Source organism: Streptomyces sp. 2-1 (assembly GCF_048564895.1).
Taxonomy (GTDB): Bacteria; Actinomycetota; Actinomycetes; order Streptomycetales; family Streptomycetaceae; genus Streptomyces; species Streptomyces phaeochromogenes.
The window spans coordinates 3,423,067-3,439,735 of the sequence record NZ_CP183383.1 but is presented as its reverse complement, the minus strand read 5'-3'; the positions used below and the strand labels follow the sequence as shown (position 1 = coordinate 3,439,735).

Here is a 16,669-nt window from a genome sequence, read left to right as displayed (position 1 = left end):
CATTCATTTTGCCGGGTGGGCGGTCGCGCAGTTCCCCGCGCCCCTAAGACAAAAGCAGGGGCGCAGCCCCGCTTTTAGGGGCGCGGGGAACTGCGCGACCAGCACCAGCCCACCTGCAGCCGAACTACAACCCGTACCGCTCCCGAGCTTCCTTGACCGCCGAGGCCGGCACCTCGCCGCGCCGAGCAAGCTGCGCCAGCGCCGCCACGACGATCGACTGCGCGTCGACACCGAAGTGCCGGCGGGCGGCCTCACGGGTGTCGGACAGGCCGAACCCGTCCGCGCCGAGCGAGGAGTAGTCCTGCTCGACCCACTGCGCGATCTGGTCGGGCACCTGCCGCATGTAGTCGGAGACCGCGAGGACGGGCCCCTCGGCGCCCTGCAGCGCCTGACGGACGTACGGCACCCGGTCCTCGCCGCGCAGCAGCGCCGCGTCGGCCTCCAGGGCGTCGCGCCGCAGCTCCGTCCAGGACGTGGCGGACCAGACGTCCGCGGCCACGCCCCACTCCTCGGCGAGCAGCCTCTGCGCCTCCAGCACCCAGTGGATCGCCGTGCCGGAGCCCAGCAGCTGGATGCGCGAGGCGTTGGCGGCGTTGACCTGGACGCCGGCCGACTCCGCCGTGTTGAAGCGGTAGAGGCCCTTGACGATGCCCTCGTCGATACCGAGCCCCGACGGCTTCGCGGGCTGCGGGATCGGCTCGTTGTAGACGGTCAGGTAGTAGAAGACGTTCTGGTCCTCGCCGGGCGCGGCCTCGCCGTACATCCGGCGCAGACCGTCCTTGACGATCGTCGCGACCTCGTAGGCGAACGCCGGGTCGTACGACAGGGCGGCCGGGTTGGTCGCCGCGATGACCGGCGAGTGCCCGTCCGCGTGCTGCAGGCCCTCGCCCGTCAGCGTCGTACGGCCGGCCGTGGCGCCGACGAGGAAGCCGCGGCCGAGCTGGTCGCCGAGCTGCCACATCTGGTCGGCCGTGCGCTGCCAGCCGAACATCGAGTAGAAGATGTAGAACGGGATCATCGTCTCGCCGTGCGTGGAGTACGCGGTGGACGCGGCGATGAAGTCGGCCATCGAACCGGCCTCGGTGATCCCCTCGTTGAGGATCTGGCCGTCCTTGGCCTCCTTGTAGTACATCAGCTGGTCACGGTCGACCGGCTCGTACGTCTGGCCCTTCGGCGAGTAGATGCCGAGGGACGGGAAGAGGCTCTCCATACCGAAGGTGCGCGCCTCGTCGGGGACGATCGGCACCCAGCGCTTGCCGGACGTCTTGTCGCGGACCAGGTCCTTGACCAGTCGTACGAAGGCCATGGTCGTCGCCACGTTCTGCGAGCCGGAGCCCTTGTCGAAGGCCGCGAACGCCTTGTCGGCGGGGGCGGGCAGCGGGGCGACGGCGTGCGTACGGCGGGCCGGGGCCGGACCGCCGAGGGCGGCGCGGCGCTCCTGGAGGTAACGGACCTCGGGGGAGTCGGCGCCCGGGTGGCCGTAGGGGACCACACCGTCGACGAAGTCGCTGTCCTTGATGGGCAGTTCGAGCAGGTCACGCATCTGCTTGAACTCGTCCGTCGACAGCTTCTTCATCTGGTGGTTGGCGTTCTTCGACGCGAAGCCCTCGCCGAGCGTGAAGCCCTTGACCGTCTGCGCGAGGATCACGGTGGGCGCGCCCTTGTGCTCGACGGCCGCCTTGTAGGCCGCGTACACCTTGCGCGCCTCGTGACCGCCGCGCGAGAGGTGGAAGCACTCCAGGATCTTGTCGTCGCTCAGCAGCTTCGCCAGCTCGACGAGCGCCGGGTCGGAGCCGAAGAAGTCCTGGCGGATGTAGGCGGCGTCACGGGTCTGGTACGTCTGCACCTGCGCGTCCGGGACCTCACGGAGGCGGCGGACCAGGGCGCCGGTGGTGTCGAGCTGGAACAGCTCGTCCCAGGCGTTGCCCCACAGCGACTTGATGACGTTCCAGCCGGCGCCGCGGAACTGGGCCTCCAGCTCCTGCACGATCTTGAAGTTCGCGCGGACCGGACCGTCGAGGCGCTGGAGGTTGCAGTTGATGACGAAGGTCAGGTTGTCCAGACCCTCGCGGGAGGCGAGTGCGAGTGCCGCCGTCGACTCCGGCTCGTCCATCTCGCCGTCACCGAGGAAGGCCCAGACGTGCGACTGGGACACGTCCTTGATGCCGCGGTTGGTCAGATAGCGGTTGAAGCGCGCCTGGTAGATCGCCGACAGCGGGCCGAGGCCCATCGACACCGTCGGGAACTCCCAGAGCCACGGCAGGCGCCGCGGGTGCGGGTACGACGGGAGGCCGTTGCCGCCCGCCTCCTGGCGGAAGTTGTCGAGGTGCGTCTCGTTCAGCCGGCCGTCGAGGAAGGCACGGGCGTAGATGCCGGGGGAGGCGTGGCCCTGGATGTAGAGCTGGTCGCCGGACCCGTCGGCCTCCTTGCCCTTGAAGAAGTGGTTGAAGCCCGTCTCGTAGAGCCAGGCCGCGGAGGCGAAGGTGGCGATGTGGCCGCCGACGCCGTGTTTCGCGCCCCGGGTCACCATCGCGGCCGCGTTCCAGCGGTTCCACGCGGTGATCCTGCGCTCCATCGCCTCGTCGCCGTCCACTGCGGGTTCGGCGGCGGTCGGGATGGTGTTGACGTAGTCGGTCTCAAGCAGCTTGGGCAGCGCGAGGCCGTTGCCCTCGGCACGCTCCAGCGTGCGCCGCATCAGGTACGCGGCACGGTGCGGCCCGGCCGCCTTGGTGACGGCGTCCAGGGAGGCCTGCCATTCGGCGGTCTCCTCCGGGTCACGGTCCGGGAGCTGGTCGAGCTCGCTCGGCTGGATTGCGGTGGGGTCGGTCATTGCGCCGCCTTCCGGATGCGGAGGGGGGTTCCCTCGTCGGCAAGGGGTTTTCGGGGGTGCCCTTGGTCTTTGGCAGGACAGGGCGGCAGGCTCTGGTGGGAGCCCGCCGATGACTGTAACTCGCTGATCGATGATCGATCAAAGGGTTGAAGGGCAAAACCTCTTGATCACGAGAAAGTAGGCACGGGGTGCCTTGGCATCAGGCACCGGGTGCCTTGTTTTCCCAGGTGAGGATGCGTATGAGCAGGGTGTCGCTCTGCTGCTCGGAGTAGCCGGGGCTTGCCTGGCCAAGGTCAGGAGGGCTCGCTGCCCGTCCTCGGCGCGCAGCCCAGCACATGCGACTTCACCAGCTCCGCGATCAGCGGGTCCCGGCGGCGGAACGCCTCCACCAGGGCCTCGTGCTCCTCCGCGTACGACTGCTGGACCGTGCCCAGCCAGCGGATCGACAGGGCCGTGAAGACCTCGATGCCGAGGCCCTCCCAGGTGTGCAGCAGCACGGAGTTGCCCGCGGCGCGCACCAGCTCGCGGTGGAAGGCCACCGTGTGGCGGACCTGGCCGGTGCCGTCGGCCTTGCGGTCGGCCTCGTACAGGGCGGTGACGTGCGGTTCCAGCGACGAGCAGTCGGCGGCCAGCCGCTCGGCGGCCAGCTCGGCCGCGATGGCCTCCAGACCGGCCCGCACGGGGTAGCTCTCCTCCAGGTCCGCCGCGGTGAGATTGCGTACGCGTACGCCCTTGTTGGGGGCCGACTCGATCAGGCGCAGCGACTCCAGCTCGCGCAGGGCCTCCCGCACGGGCGTCTGGCTGACCTCCAGCTCGGTGGCGATCCGGCGCTCCACGATCCGCTCGCCCGGCTTCCAGCGACCGCTGACGATCCCCTCCACGATGTGCTCGCGGATCTGTTCGCGGAGCGAGTGGACGACGGGCGCGGTCATTGGGGCTCCTTCGGCGGGGGCCGCTCGGGCCCCGAGGCGTTGACTTCTAGACAATAAAGCCGTGGGTCCCTTCGGGAAGGGTGCGCGGGGGTGCTTTGGTGCAGGTGAGATGAGACTTACACGGGGTGCACCGCCGGGGGAGGGGTGTGACGGCTGCGGGCACGTCGTGGCTGGGGTGCGCGGTTCCCCGCGCCCCTGAAGAGCATGGGGTACCGCTTGCCTTCGGGGGCGCGGCTCCGCCGCGTGGGCGCGACCGGCCCTCGCCGGGCCGCGGCCCGGCCCCGACGCAGAGGTGCCCCCGCCCGGAGAACCGGGCGGGGGCACCTCTGCGTGCGATGTGGCGGTGGAGCCTACAGGCCGAGCTCGACCTCGAACTCGCCCGCCTCCAGGATCGCCTTGACCGCCGTCAGGTAGCGGGCGGCGTCGGCGCCGTCCACCAGGCGGTGGTCGTAGGAGAGCGTCAGGTAGGTCATGTCGCGGACGCCGATGACCGTGCCCTCCTCCGTCTCGATGACGGCCGGACGCTTGACCGTGGCGCCGATGCCCAGGATCGCGACCTGGTTCGGCGGCACGATGATCGTGTCGAAGAGCGCGCCGCGCGAGCCGGTGTTCGAGATCGTGAAGGTCGCGCCGGACAGCTCGTCCGGAGTGATCTTGTTGGCCCGGACCTTGCCCGCCAGGTCGGCGGTGGCCTTCGCGATGCCGGCGATGTTGAGGTCGCCCGCGTGCTTGATGACCGGGGTCATCAGGCCCTTCTCGGAGTCCACCGCGATACCGACGTTCTCGGTGTCGAAGTAGGTGATCGTGCCCTCTTCGACGTTGATCCGGGCGTTGACGGCCGGGTGGGCCTTCAGCGCCTGGGCCGCCGCCTTGACGTAGAACGGCATCGGGGAGAGCTTGACGCCCTCGCGCGAGGCGAAGGAGTCCTTGGCCTGCGCGCGCAGCCGCATCAGCCGCGTGACGTCGACCTCGACGACCGAGGACAGCTGGGCCTGCTCGTGCAGGGCCTTGACCATGTTGTCGCCGATGACCTTGCGGATGCGGGGCATCTTCACGGTCTGGCCGCGGAGGGGAGAGGCCTCCAGGGTCGGCGCCTTCTTGGCGGCCGGGGCAGCGGCGGCGGCCGGAGCCGGAGCGGCTGCGGCGGCCTTCGCGGCCTCGGCGGCGGCGAGGACGTCCTGCTTGCGGATACGGCCGCCGACGCCGGTGCCCTTGACGGTGGCCAGGTCGACGCCGTTCTCGGCGGCGAGCTTGCGCACCAGCGGGGTCACGTACGCGCCGTCGTCACCCGAGGTCGCGGCAGGAGCCGGGGCCGGGGTGACGGGAGCGGCCGCGACCGGCGCGGGAGCCGGGGCGGGCTTGGGAGCCGGAGCCGCGGGCTGGACCGGAGCCGGTGCGGCGGCGGCCGGGGCGGCCGGAGCAGCGGGGGCCGGAGCCGGAGCGGGAGCCGCGGGAGCGGCCGGGGCCGGGGCAGCGGCGGCGGGCGCCGGAGCCGGGGCGGCCGGGGCCGGAGCGGCAGCGGGAGCCGCGCCCGGGGCGCCGATGACGGCGAGCTTCGCGCCGACCTCGGCGGTCTCGTCCTCGGCGACCACGATCTCCAGCAGCACGCCGGCGACCGGCGCGGGGATCTCGGTGTCGACCTTGTCCGTGGAGACCTCGAGCAGGGGCTCGTCCTCCGCGACCTCCTCGCCGACCTCCTTGAGCCACCGGGTGACGGTGCCTTCGGTGACCGACTCGCCCAGTGCGGGCAGCACGACGTCGGTACCGGAGGCGCCACCTGCCGGGGCGGCGGCGGGGGCGGGCGCGGGCTCGGCGGCGGGCGCCGGAGCCGCGGGGGCCTCGGCGACCGGAGCCGGGGCGGGCTCGGCCGCCGGGGCCGGAGCCTCGGCGGCAGCGGGGGCCGGGGCGGCGGCGGGTGCGCCGGAGCCGTCGTCGATGACGGCCAGCTCGGCGCCGACCTCGACCGTCTCGTCCTCGGCGACCTTGATGGAGGCGAGCACACCGGCGGCAGGGGAGGGGATCTCGGTGTCGACCTTGTCGGTGGACACCTCGAGCAGCGGCTCGTCGGCCTCGACGCGCTCGCCCTCGGCCTTCAGCCAGCGGGTGACAGTGCCCTCGGTGACGCTCTCGCCGAGCGCCGGAAGGGTTACGGAAACCGCCATGGTTTCGGTTGCTCCTTACGAATTGCGGAAGTCTGTGTCGTCGCGGCGATGTGTTTCGACCGAGGGTCGGTCAGTCGTGCGAGTGCAGCGGCTTGCCTGCCAGAGCGAGGTGGGCCTCGCCCATCGCCTCGTTCTGGGTCGGGTGGGCGTGGATGAGCTGCGCGACCTCGGCCGGCAGCGCCTCCCAGTTGTAGATCAGCTGGGCTTCGCCGACCTGCTCGCCCATGCGGTCGCCGACCATGTGGACGCCGACCACGGCACCGTCCTTGACCTGGACGAGCTTGATCTCGCCCGCGGTCTTGAGGATCTTGCTCTTGCCGTTGCCCGCGAGGTTGTACTTCAGAGCGACGACCTTGTCCGCACCGTAGATCTCCTTGGCCTTGGCCTCGGTGATACCGACGGAGGCGACCTCGGGGTGGCAGTACGTCACCCGCGGCACGCCGTCGTAGTCGATCGGAACGGTCTTCAGACCGGCGAGACGCTCCGCCACCAGGATGCCCTCGGCGAAGCCGACGTGCGCGAGCTGGAGCGTCGGGACCAGGTCACCGACGGCCGAGATGGTCGGCACGTTCGTGCGCATGTACTCGTCGACCAGGACGTAGCCGCGGTCCAGCGCGACGCCCTGCTCCTCGTAGCCGAGACCGGCGGAGACCGGCCCACGGCCGATGGCGACCAGGAGGATCTCGGCCTCGAAGGTCTTGCCGTCGGCGAGGGTCACGCGGACGCCGTCCTGCGTGTACTCGGCCTTGTCGAAGAACGTGCCGAGGTTGAACTTGATGCCGCGCTTGCGGAAGGCGCGCTCAAGAAGCTTGGAGCTGTTCTCGTCCTCGACCGGGACGAGGTGCTTGAGACCCTCGATGACCGTGACGTCGGTGCCGAAGGACTTCCACGCGGAGGCGAACTCGACGCCGATGACGCCGCCGCCCAGCACGATCGCGGACTGCGGGACGCGGTCCAGCTTCAGCGCGTGGTCCGAGGAGACGATGCGGTTGCCGTCGATCTCCAGGCCCGGCAGCGACTTCGGCACGGAGCCGGTCGCGAGGAGCACATGACGGCCCTGGATGCGCTGGCCGTTGACGTCCACGGAGGTGGGGGACGACAGACGGCCCTCACCCTCGATGTACGTCACCTTGCGCGAGGCCACGAGGCCCTGCAGGCCCTTGTAGAGGCCGCTGATCACGTCGTCCTTGTACTTGTGGACGGCGTTGATGTCGATGCCCTGGAAAGTCGTCAGGACGCCGTACTGGTCCGCCTCGCGTGCCTGGTCGGCGATCTCGCCGGCATGCAGCAGGGCCTTGGTGGGAATGCAGCCGTTGTGCAGGCAGGTGCCGCCGAGCTTGTTCTTCTCGATCAGGGCGACGTCCAGGCCCAGCTGCGCTCCGCGCAGGGCCGCGGCGTAGCCGCCGCTACCACCGCCGAGGATCACTAGGTCGAAAACGGTGCTGGCGTCGTTCGCCACGTCACGTCCTCCATGCATGTGCGCCGTACGCCGGTCTGCGTCGACCGGGCGGCGGCTGGTGTCCGGCCGCTCTTTCTTCGGCCCTGAGGTGGGCCCTGTCCTGCCGAGAACCCATCTTCGCACCTGTCGGCGCCGAGCGGGACGCCGGGCCGGGCAGTGAGACGTCTGATCGATCACACGGCAGTGCGTTTGCTGCGAGCCCCGCGCCCCGTCAAGGGGCGCGGGGCTGTATCGATGTGCGGCTCCGCCGCGGGGTGCGATCGGCCCCCATCGGTCCGCACCCGCCGTACAACGGGTGCGGACCGAGCTACTGGGCGGGCCTCAGCCCAGATCACCCGCGGCCGTGATCTCCGCCAGCCGCACGAGAGTACGTACAGCCGACCCCGTCCCGCCCTTGGGCGTGTAGCCGAACGGCCCCTGCTCGTTGAAGGCGGGCCCCGCGATGTCCAGGTGCGCCCAGGTGATGCCCTCCCCGACGAACTCCTTCAGGAAGAGACCGGCGACCAGCCCGCCGCCGTAGCGCTCGCCCATGTTGGCGATGTCGGCGGTGGGGGAGTCCATCCCCTTCTTCAGGTGGTCGGGCAGCGGCATCGGCCACGCAGCCTCGCCGACCTCCTCGGCGGCCTCGTACACCGCCGTACGGAACGAGTCGTCGTTCGCCATGACGCCGAACGTCCGGTTGCCCAGCGCCAGCATCATCGCGCCGGTCAGCGTCGCCACGTCGACGATCGCGTCCGGGGTCTCCTCGGAGGCCTTGGCGAGCGCGTCGGCGAGGACGAGCCGGCCCTCGGCGTCGGTGTTGAGGACCTCGACGGTCTTGCCGCTGTACATGCGCAGCACGTCGCCGGGGCGGGTCGCGGAACCGGAGGGCATGTTCTCGGCGAGCGCGAGCCAGCCGGTCACGTTGACCTCGAGACCGAGCCGCGAGGCGGCGACGACCGCGGCGAACACGGCGGCGGCGCCGCTCATGTCGCACTTCATCGTCTCGTTGTGCCCGGCGGGCTTCAGCGAGATGCCGCCCGAGTCGTAGGTGATGCCCTTGCCGACGAAGGCGAGGTGCTTCTTGGCCTTGGAGGAGGTGTACGACAGCTTCACCAGGCGGGGCGCGGACGCGGAACCGATGCCCACGCCGAGGATGCCGCCGTAGCCGCCCTTCTCCAGGGCCTTCTCGTCGAGCACCTGCACCTTGATGCCGTGCTCCTTGGCCGCGGCCTGCGCGACGGCGGCGAAGGCCTCCGGGTTCAGGTCGTTCGGCGGGGTGTTGATGAGGTCGCGGGCGCGGTTCAGCTCCTCGGACACGGCGGTGGCGCGCTCGACGGCCGCCTTGAACGCCTTGTCGCGGGGCTTGCCGCCGAGCAGCGTGACCTCGGCGACCGGGGCCTTGCCGTTCTTGGCGTCCTTCCCGCTGCCGTCGCTCTTGCCGTTCTCCTTGTAGACGTCGAAGGAGTACGCGCCGAGCAGCGCGCCCTCGCCGACGGCGCCCGCGTCGGCGGCGTCCTCGATCGGCAGGGCGAAGGCGGCCTTCTTCGAACCGGCGAGGGCACGTGCGGCGACACCGGCCGCCCGGCGCAGGGTCTCCCCGGAGAAGGAGCCGTCCTTCTCCGGCAGAGCACCGAGACCGACCGCGAGCACGAGCGGTGCCTTGAAGCCGGACGGAGCCGGCAGCTTCGTCACCTCGCCCTCGCCGCCCGAGGCGCCGAGGGTCTCCAGAACGCCGGCGAGTTTGCCGTCGTACGCCTTGTCCACGGCCTCGGCGCCCGGTGCCACGACCAGGTCCCCGGACTTGGGCCCGGTGCCCTTGGCGACACCGACGACGATGGCGTCGACCCGCAGGCCGGGCGCCGCGGCGGTGCTGAGAGTGAGAGCAGTCACGGTGGTGAAATCTCGCTTCCATTGAGTTGCTGTGGCCGTCAGGGGTGAGGTCGGCCGGGGCGGTGGAGTCCCGGGCACGAGCCTACGCGCGGTGGCGCGTTTCGCTCATTCCAGCGGCCGTTCATCCGTGCGTGGTGGCCTGGCCACTTATCACCCCTCACTTCTGTGACCTGAGCCACACTCCTGCTGTTTGCGATGAGTAACCCACTCGTCGCTTTGCATGATTTCCACGGATCCTCCTCGAAACGACCATCAGGGGATCTTGTTGGGGGAGGGGCGAACATGGCGCAGAGTGCGCGCAGATGGAGAAACGCGGCCGCTGTCACGGCGGCCGCCGGTCTGCTGAGCCTGGGGCTGGGAGCCCCCGGAGCGTCGGCGGCGGAAGAGCCGCGCATCGATCTGAAAGTGCTCGTCGTCGACAACGGCGACAGCCCCGTGGAAGCCATCACGGAGGAGCTGAAGACCACCGGCATCCCGTACACGACCGTCGACCTCAACGACTCCGGCCGACCGGCCATCACCGAGGCGTTCCTGAGCGACACGGTGGACGGCACGCCGCGCGCCAAGTACCAGGGCGTGGTGCTGCCCAACGAGGCGCCGTTCGGGTCCGGTTCGGCCGAGCAAACGGCCCTGGAGGCTTACGAGAGGACCTTCGGTATCCCCCAGGTCGACGCCTACACCTGGGCGCACCCCGGGGTCGGCCTCGACTACACGGACGCCGGCGGCTGGGCCGGAACGCTCGACGGCCGCGAGGCGGCGGTCACCACGGAGGGCGGGTCGGGCTATTTCGGCTACCTCGACGGACCTCTCACATTCGAGGACAACTCGCCCTCCGTCCAGGAGAGTTACGGCTACGTGGCCCGGCCCCGCGCGGGCTTCACCAGCTACGTGGACACCGCCGTGCCCGGCGGGACCGGACGCGGCAGCCTGGTCGGCGAGTACGCGCACGACGGACGCCGCGAACTGGTCGTGACCTTCGCCTACAACCACTACCAGCAGCAGTTCCGCGTCCTTGCCCGCGGCATCGTCGAATGGCTGACTCAGGGCGTACACCTCGGTCAGAACAGGAACTATTTTTCTGTCCATGTCGATGATGTGTTCGCGCCCGACAGCCGCTGGGACACCGAACGCAACTGCACCCCCGGTGACTTCGACTGCGTGGGCGGTGACGGTGAGGGGACCACGCCGATCCGAATGACCGCGGCCGACGCGGTGTACGCCGCCCAGTGGCAGCGGGACAGCGACTTCACCCTCGACATGGTCTACAACGCCGGGGCGGGCGAGGAGTGGAAGAGCGAGAACGGCAACGTCGACGCGCTGACCGACCAACTCCTCGCCGACAAGGGCGAGTACCGCTGGGTCAACCACACCTACACGCACCCCTTCCTCGGCTGCGTCCAGGACACCAGCACCGTGCCGTGGAGCTGCGCGAAGAACGCCGACGGCTCGACCCGGTACGTGAGCCGCGCCGACATCTCGGCGGAGATCAGCGCCAACAACCTGTGGGCGGCGAGCCACGGACTGCCCGTCGACATCAGCGAGTTGGTGACCGGCGAGCACTCGGGCCTCAAGTCCCTGCCGCAGCAGCCGGACGACAACCCGAACCTCGCGGGCGCCCTCGCGGACAACGGCGTCGACTGGACCGCCTCCGACAACTCCCGTGAACCGCAGCAGCGTTCGGTGGGCGGCACCCTGACCGTGCCCCGCTACCCGATGAACGTGTACTACAACGTCGGCACGGCCGAGGAGATCACCGACGAGTACAACTGGATCTACACCTCGAAGGCCGACGGCGGCAGCGGCATCTGCGAGAACAACCCCACGTCGACCTGCCTCGACGACCCGCTCGACACGGCGACCGGCTTCGAGTCGTACATCCTCCCGCAGGAGGCCCGCACGGCCCTCGGCCACGCCGTGGGCAACGACCCGCGCCCGCACTACGTGCACCAGTCCAACCTGGCCGAGGACCGGCTGCTCTACCCGGTCCTGGACAAGGTGCTCGCCGACTACCGCGCGCTCTACGCCGACAACGCCCCGCTGGAGAACCCCCGGCAGAGCACCATCGGCACCGAGCTGAAGCGCCGCGCCGCCTGGCAGGAGGCCGTCGCCGACGGTGACGTCACGGCGTACCGCGTCGGCACGACCGTCACCGTCGACGCCCCGTCCGGGACCCGGATCCCGGTGACCGCACCCGAAGGGACACTCAAGCAACTCCTGCTCGGCACCACCGCGTTCGGGACGCCGTACGCGGGGGAGCGCTCGGCCTGGACCACGCCGGACGCTCTGCAGACAGCCCTCACCCTGAGACTGCCCGCATAACGGAGACAAGCGCCGCAGCACGACGCGCGCCCCGGCCAAGACCGGCCGGGGCGCGCCACCGAGCCGTAAGAAATGTTCCAGGGGGGAACACGCATGATGAGCACAGGCCGTCATGTCACCATGCTCACGGAGGGCACGTATCCACTGGTCCACGGCGGCGTCAGCACCTGGTGCGACCAGCTCGTGAAGGGGATGCCCGAAGTCGGGTTCAACGTCGTCTCGCTCGCCGGCAACGGTCGTGAACCCGTGACCTGGGAGCTGCCGGACAACGTCTACCAGCACACGTCCGTACCGCTGTGGGGCACGCTGCAGGGATCCCGGCGCGCACCGCGCGGCCCGGCCCGCCGCCGCTTCATCGACACCTACGAGCGGTTCCTGCTGTCCTTCCTGGACCCCGAGGCGCACTGCGACTTCGGCGAGGCCTTCTACGAACTGGCCCAACTCGCCCGTGACGGACGGCTGTCGGCGGCTCTGCGCACCGAGGCGGCGCTGCGCTCCCTGATGTGGATCTGGACCATGCCGCATCTTCAGATCGCCCAGGCCTGCCCCACCGTGCACGACGCGCTGACCGCCACCGACCTGCTGGAGCACGCGCTGCGCCCGCTGGGCGTCCGGCTGCCCGAGAACTCCGTCTCGCACGCCACCGGCAGCGGTCTGGCCACCCTTCCCGCCCTGGCCGCACGGCAGTTGGACGGCATCCCGTTCCTCCTGACCGAGCACGGCATCTATCTGCGCGAGCGCTACCTCGGCTACCGCAGCGACGCACAGCGCTGGCCCGTCAAGGCCCTGATGCTCGGCTTCTACCGCGAGCTCAACACCCTCGGCTACAAGGCGGCCGACCTGATCACCCCGTGCAACCAGTACAACCGCCGCTGGGAAGAGCGCGGCGGCGCCGACCCCGACAAGATCCGTACCGTCTACAACGGCGTCGACCCCGCCGCCTTTCCGCACGCCGGACCCGAGCCGGACGTACCCACGCTCACCTGGTGCGGCCGCGTCGACCCGATCAAGGATCTCGAAACGCTGCTACGCGCGTACGCCATGGTGCGCGCCGAACTCCCCGAGACCAGGCTGCGGTTGTTCGGCCCGGTGCCGCCCGGCGGAGAGGCCTACAAGACCAGGCTGGAGAAGCTCGCCGCCGAACTCGGCGTCACGGACGGGCTCACCTTCGAGGGCCGGATCAGCGAGGTGTGGCGGGCCTACGCGGCCGGGCACGTCGTGATGCTCTCCTCCATCTCGGAGGGCTTCCCCTTCTCGATCATCGAGGCCATGTCGTGCGGCCGGACCACGGTCTCCACCGACGTGGGCGGCGTCAGCGAGGCGGTCGGCGACACCGGGCTCGTGGTACCGCCGCGCGAGCCCGAGAAGATGGCCGCCGCCGCGCTCGTCCTGCTGCGGGACGACGAACGACGCCTGGAGCTGGGCCAGTTGTCCCGCCAGCGCGTCATCGAGCGCTTCACGCTCCGCCGCTCCGTGGACGCCTTCCGGACCATCTACCAGGAGCTCGCGGGCCTGCCCGAGGTGTACGAGCCCACGCTGGAGACCGTCGCCGACTGGACCCTCGAACTGCGCGACCCCTGGTACCAGGCCGTCGCGACGGACGGGACCGGCTGGTGAGCGGATCGATCCGGATGCCGCCCGGCTCGCGGCCCGACACCCTGCCCTACGTGCCGCGCCAACGCCGTCCCAGCTGGGCGGAGCCCGACCCGGTGGACGAACTCGCCAAGCGGCTCGAGGACTTCATAGCCGCCGCCGTCCACCCGGACGAGATAGCCGCACTCCTGGAGTCCGACGGCATGTCGGACGACCAGATACGCGAGAAGTACGGCTGCAAGGACTCCTTCTCGCTCGCCGAGGAGCTGTACGAGCGGGTCGAGCGCCGCCATCCCGAACCCCCGGGACCGGCCCACGACCCCTGGCAGATAGGCCTGCTGGGCTGCCTGTTGAGAGGTGTCGTCTTCGCCCTGCCCGGCCTCGGCTACGTCCTCGGAGCCCCTCTCCTCGCGGGCCCGCAGGACGGCCTCGGGCTCCCCGCGGGTACGGTCCCGCTGCTGGCCGGCGCCCTGTGCGGCTGGACGTGGAACCAGGGGCTCGCCCACCGGGCCTACTCCTGGCTGGGGTTGGGCGACAAGGCGGCCTCCCGCCGTTCGCTCCTCGTCGGGGCACCCATGGGCGCCCTGCTCGGCTCGCTCGTCGCACTCGCGGTCGCCCCCGGCCACCTCGGCGCGGTCGCCTTCGCCGCCGGCCAGTCCTGCTACCTCGCGGCGGCCACCGTACTGCTGGTGATGGGCCGTGAACGGGCCCTGCTGGCCGCCCTGTTGCCCATGGCGGCCGGTGCCCTGCTGGCGATGGCCCAGCCGGTCCCCGAGGCCGCGAGACTGGCCCTGCTGCTCGGCTCGCTCGGCATCGTCGGCGCGCTCGCCGCGATCGAAGTCGCCCCGGCCGTACGGCAGTCGGGGGACGGGAAGCGGATCGGCTGGTCCGCCGGGTTCGCGGCCCTGCTGCCCTTCGGCGGCGGGCATGAGATCAAACGGCCGCGCAGCGCCTCGCCCTGGCTCGCCGGTTCCCTGCCGTACGCCTTCTTCGGCCTCGGCAGCGGCGTCCTCGTCGTGTTCGTGGCGCTCGGTGACGTGCTGGCCGACGGGTCGTCGACCGCCGCGGTCGCCGCCCCGGCCGCCGTGGCGCTCACGCTGAGCATGGGGCCCGCCGAGTGGCTGCTCTACCGGTTCCGCAGCGGAAGCCTCGCCGGACTGCGCTCCAGCAGCACCTCGCGCGAGTTCTTGCGGACCACCGCGGGCACCCTCGTCAAATGCCTCAGCGCCTACCTCGCCGTACTGTTCCTGCTGAGCCTCGCCACGGCCGCCCTCTGGCCGCACGCGCCCGGCCTGAGCGGTGTACGCCTGACGGCCCTGCTGCTGCTCGGCGTCGTCCTCTGGACCGGCCTGCTGCTCCAGTCGTTCGGCGCCGTCCTGAGCGCCGCCGTGGTCTGCTGCGCCGCGGGGCTCGCCCAGGCCGGGGCGCTCCTCGCGGACGGGGTGAGCCCGCACCTGGTCGGTCTCGTCGTGTACGGCGCCGCCGCCGCGGTGCTGGCGACCCTGGTCTGTTGGCAACTGGGAAGGGCAACGGCCCACAGATGAGCACCCTCCTCGTCCCGTATTACGAGCACCCGTCCGTCCGCCCCGCCGAATGGGAGGCGATCGTCGAGGCCGCGCCCCGCCTCTACGGGGTCGTACTGAACCCGGCCAGCGGCCCCGGTGAGCGCCTCGACCCGGCCTTCGCCGAGGTCGCCGAGCGGCTGCGGGAGAGGGACGTCCGGGTGCTCGGCTACACGGACACCGACTACGGCCGCAGGCCGCGCACGGAGGTCGTCCGGGACCTCGCGCGGTACCGCGACTGGTACGGCGTGGACGGCGCCTTCTTCGACCAGGTCGCGTCGGGCCTGGGCGACTTCGGCCACTACCAGCGGCTCGCCTCGTCGGCCTGGGGCGCGGGCTGCACCACCATCACCCTCAACCACGGGGCGCCGCCGCATCCCGCGTACGCCCGCCTCGCCGACGTCCTCGTCACCTTCGAGGGCCCGTGGGAGACCTACCGCGGCCTCCGTCCCGCCCCCTTCACGGCCGGCCGCACCCGCCAGTGCCACCTCGTCCACGGAGTGCCCCCGGGCGCCCCCGTGAGCGACCTGGCCCGCGCACGCGGTGCCACAGTCCACTGCGCGGTCCCGGGCGAGGGGGCCCACCCGTGGGGCACGCTGCCACATGCCTTGCAGGCGGGCTGAGTTCTTCGTCTGCGGGTGGGTGAGGGCTGGGGTTTGCGCAGTTCCCCGCGCCCCTGGGTGGGTGGGGCTGGGCCTCGTGAATTGGGTGCGGGTGGGTGAGGGCTGAGGTCGCGCAGTTCCCCGCGCCCCTGGGTGGGTGGGGCTGGCCCCGTGTATTAGGTGCGGGTCGGTTTGTGCTGAGCGCGCAGTTCCCCGCGCCCCTAAAAGCGGGGCTGCGCCCCGGCTTTTGTCTCTTTGGGGGCGCGGGGAACCGCGCACTCGGTCACGGACTGACCCGCACGTCGCAATCCACCGATACCCCCACTCACCCCAGGGGCGCGAGGAACCGCGCACTCAGACACGGACCGACCTCCACGTGGCATCCACCGGAACTCTCACCCACCCCAGGGGCGCGGGGAACCGCGCACTCACACACGGACCGACCTCCACGTCACAATCCACCGACCGCCCCACCCACCTCAGGGGCGCGGGGAACTGCGCAACCCCAGCCCCCACCCACCCGCACCGTCATCCCACAGCAAGAACCACCAGCGCCGCCGTACCGGCAGTTTCGGCCAATCCTCCGAACACGTCTCCGGTGACCCCGCCGAACCGGCGAACACAGTGCCGAAGGAGCAGCTCGGCGCACCCGCACGCGGCGACCACGGCGACCACCCCCAGCACGAGCCCGTACGTCCCGAAAAACAACCCCGCCCCCGCCACGACGGCGACCACACCGCCAGCCACCAGCCCAGCCCCCCGCAGGGGCACCGTCCCCGCGACCACCGCCCCCAACCCCTCCGGCCGAGCCGCCGGCACGCCGACCCGCGCGGCGAGCGTGAGGGCGAGACGGGCCGCGACCGCCGACACGACGGCCGCGAAGGCCCCCCGCCCCCAAGAGGCCCCGTACGCCTCCGCAAGCGCCGCCACCTGGGCGAACAGTACGAACACGAGGGTGATGACGCCGAACGGCCCGATGTCCGACTGCTTCATGATGCGCAGCGCGTCCTCGGCCGGCTTGCCGCTGCCCAGGCCGTCGGCGGTGTCGGCGAGCCCGTCGAGATGGAGGCCGCGCGTCAGGGCGGCAGGCACGGCGGCGGAGGCCACGGCCGCGAGCAGCGGCCCCGCGCCGAGGACCAGCAGGAACAGCCCGAGCGCCGCGGCGGCGAGACCCACGACCAGCCCGGCGACGGGCGCGCACAGCATCCCGGCCCGCGCGGCCCCGCGGTCCCACCGCGTCACCTCGACCGGCAGCACGGTGAGCGTGCCGAAGGCGAAACGGAGGCCGTCGGACCAGGAGGTCCCGGGAGTTTCCGGCGAGGGCTTGGACACCGGCGC

At 71.2% G+C, this 16,669-nt stretch carries 10 protein-coding genes; 4 read left to right on the top strand and 6 right to left on the bottom strand.

Features of this window, described 5'->3' with window-relative positions; genetic code table 11:
• Positions 1 to 124: 124 nt before the first annotated feature.
• From aceE to ACN20J_RS15120, 5 genes are all read right to left on the bottom strand, one after another.
• Positions 125 to 2,830: a pyruvate dehydrogenase (acetyl-transferring), homodimeric type gene (gene aceE, locus ACN20J_RS15140; protein ID WP_189838300.1), complete on the bottom strand. Its 2,706-nt coding sequence runs from the start codon at positions 2,828 to 2,830 to the stop codon at positions 125 to 127.
• A gap of 293 nt (positions 2,831 to 3,123) precedes the next feature.
• The gene (locus ACN20J_RS15135; protein WP_189838301.1) at positions 3,124 to 3,762 is read right to left on the bottom strand and encodes a GntR family transcriptional regulator; all 639 of its coding nucleotides are present in this window, start codon (positions 3,760 to 3,762) and stop codon (positions 3,124 to 3,126) included.
• A gap of 350 nt (positions 3,763 to 4,112) precedes the next feature.
• The gene (gene sucB, locus ACN20J_RS15130; RefSeq protein WP_189838302.1) at positions 4,113 to 5,924 is read right to left on the bottom strand and encodes a 2-oxoglutarate dehydrogenase, E2 component, dihydrolipoamide succinyltransferase; all 1,812 of its coding nucleotides are present in this window, start codon (positions 5,922 to 5,924) and stop codon (positions 4,113 to 4,115) included.
• A gap of 70 nt (positions 5,925 to 5,994) precedes the next feature.
• Complete coding sequence (lpdA, locus tag ACN20J_RS15125) at positions 5,995 to 7,383, bottom strand: dihydrolipoyl dehydrogenase (RefSeq protein WP_189838303.1); 1,389 nt, start codon at positions 7,381 to 7,383, stop codon at positions 5,995 to 5,997.
• 321 nt (positions 7,384 to 7,704) lie between these two features.
• A complete protein-coding gene (locus ACN20J_RS15120; protein ID WP_189838304.1) occupies positions 7,705 to 9,255 on the bottom strand; it encodes a leucyl aminopeptidase in 1,551 nt (516 codons plus the stop codon).
• A gap of 282 nt (positions 9,256 to 9,537) precedes the next feature.
• On the opposite strand from ACN20J_RS15120, the gene ACN20J_RS15115 reads away from it, so the two are divergent.
• From ACN20J_RS15115 to ACN20J_RS15100, 4 genes are all read left to right on the top strand, one after another.
• Positions 9,538 to 11,574 (top strand): hypothetical protein, encoded by a 2,037-nt coding sequence (locus ACN20J_RS15115; protein ID WP_419666069.1) that lies wholly within the window; start codon positions 9,538 to 9,540, stop codon positions 11,572 to 11,574.
• Positions 11,575 to 11,667: 93 nt separating this feature from the next.
• Positions 11,668 to 13,191 (top strand): GT4 family glycosyltransferase PelF, encoded by a 1,524-nt coding sequence (gene pelF, locus ACN20J_RS15110; protein WP_189838306.1) that lies wholly within the window; start codon positions 11,668 to 11,670, stop codon positions 13,189 to 13,191.
• On the top strand, positions 13,188 to 14,711 hold the full coding sequence (locus ACN20J_RS15105; protein WP_419666068.1) for a hypothetical protein: 1,524 nt from the start codon (positions 13,188 to 13,190) through the stop codon (positions 14,709 to 14,711). The genes pelF and ACN20J_RS15105 overlap by 4 nt, the downstream gene beginning before the upstream one ends.
• A complete protein-coding gene (locus ACN20J_RS15100) occupies positions 14,708 to 15,352 on the top strand; it encodes a spherulation-specific family 4 protein (RefSeq protein WP_419666067.1) in 645 nt (214 codons plus the stop codon). Before ACN20J_RS15105 ends, ACN20J_RS15100 begins: the two co-directional genes overlap by 4 nt.
• Before the next feature lie 507 nt (positions 15,353 to 15,859).
• Here the strand turns inward: ACN20J_RS15100 and ACN20J_RS15095 are convergent.
• The gene (locus ACN20J_RS15095) at positions 15,860 to 16,663 is read right to left on the bottom strand and encodes an adenosylcobinamide-GDP ribazoletransferase (RefSeq protein WP_419666066.1); all 804 of its coding nucleotides are present in this window, start codon (positions 16,661 to 16,663) and stop codon (positions 15,860 to 15,862) included.
• Positions 16,664 to 16,669 lie beyond the last annotated feature (6 nt).

What these genes read in the sequence shown, in the direction of transcription:
- sucB (WP_189838302.1), bottom strand. Translation starts at nt 5,924, where the DNA reads ATGGCGGTTTCCGTAACCCTTCCGGCGCTCGGCGAGAGCGTCACCGAG.
- ACN20J_RS15100 (WP_419666067.1), top strand. Translation starts at nt 14,708, where the DNA reads ATGAGCACCCTCCTCGTCCCGTATTACGAGCACCCGTCCGTCCGCCCC.
- ACN20J_RS15115 (WP_419666069.1), top strand. Translation starts at nt 9,538, where the DNA reads ATGGCGCAGAGTGCGCGCAGATGGAGAAACGCGGCCGCTGTCACGGCG.
- aceE (WP_189838300.1), bottom strand. Translation starts at nt 2,830, where the DNA reads ATGACCGACCCCACCGCAATCCAGCCGAGCGAGCTCGACCAGCTCCCG.
- pelF (WP_189838306.1), top strand. Translation starts at nt 11,668, where the DNA reads ATGATGAGCACAGGCCGTCATGTCACCATGCTCACGGAGGGCACGTAT.
- ACN20J_RS15135 (WP_189838301.1), bottom strand. Translation starts at nt 3,762, where the DNA reads ATGACCGCGCCCGTCGTCCACTCGCTCCGCGAACAGATCCGCGAGCAC.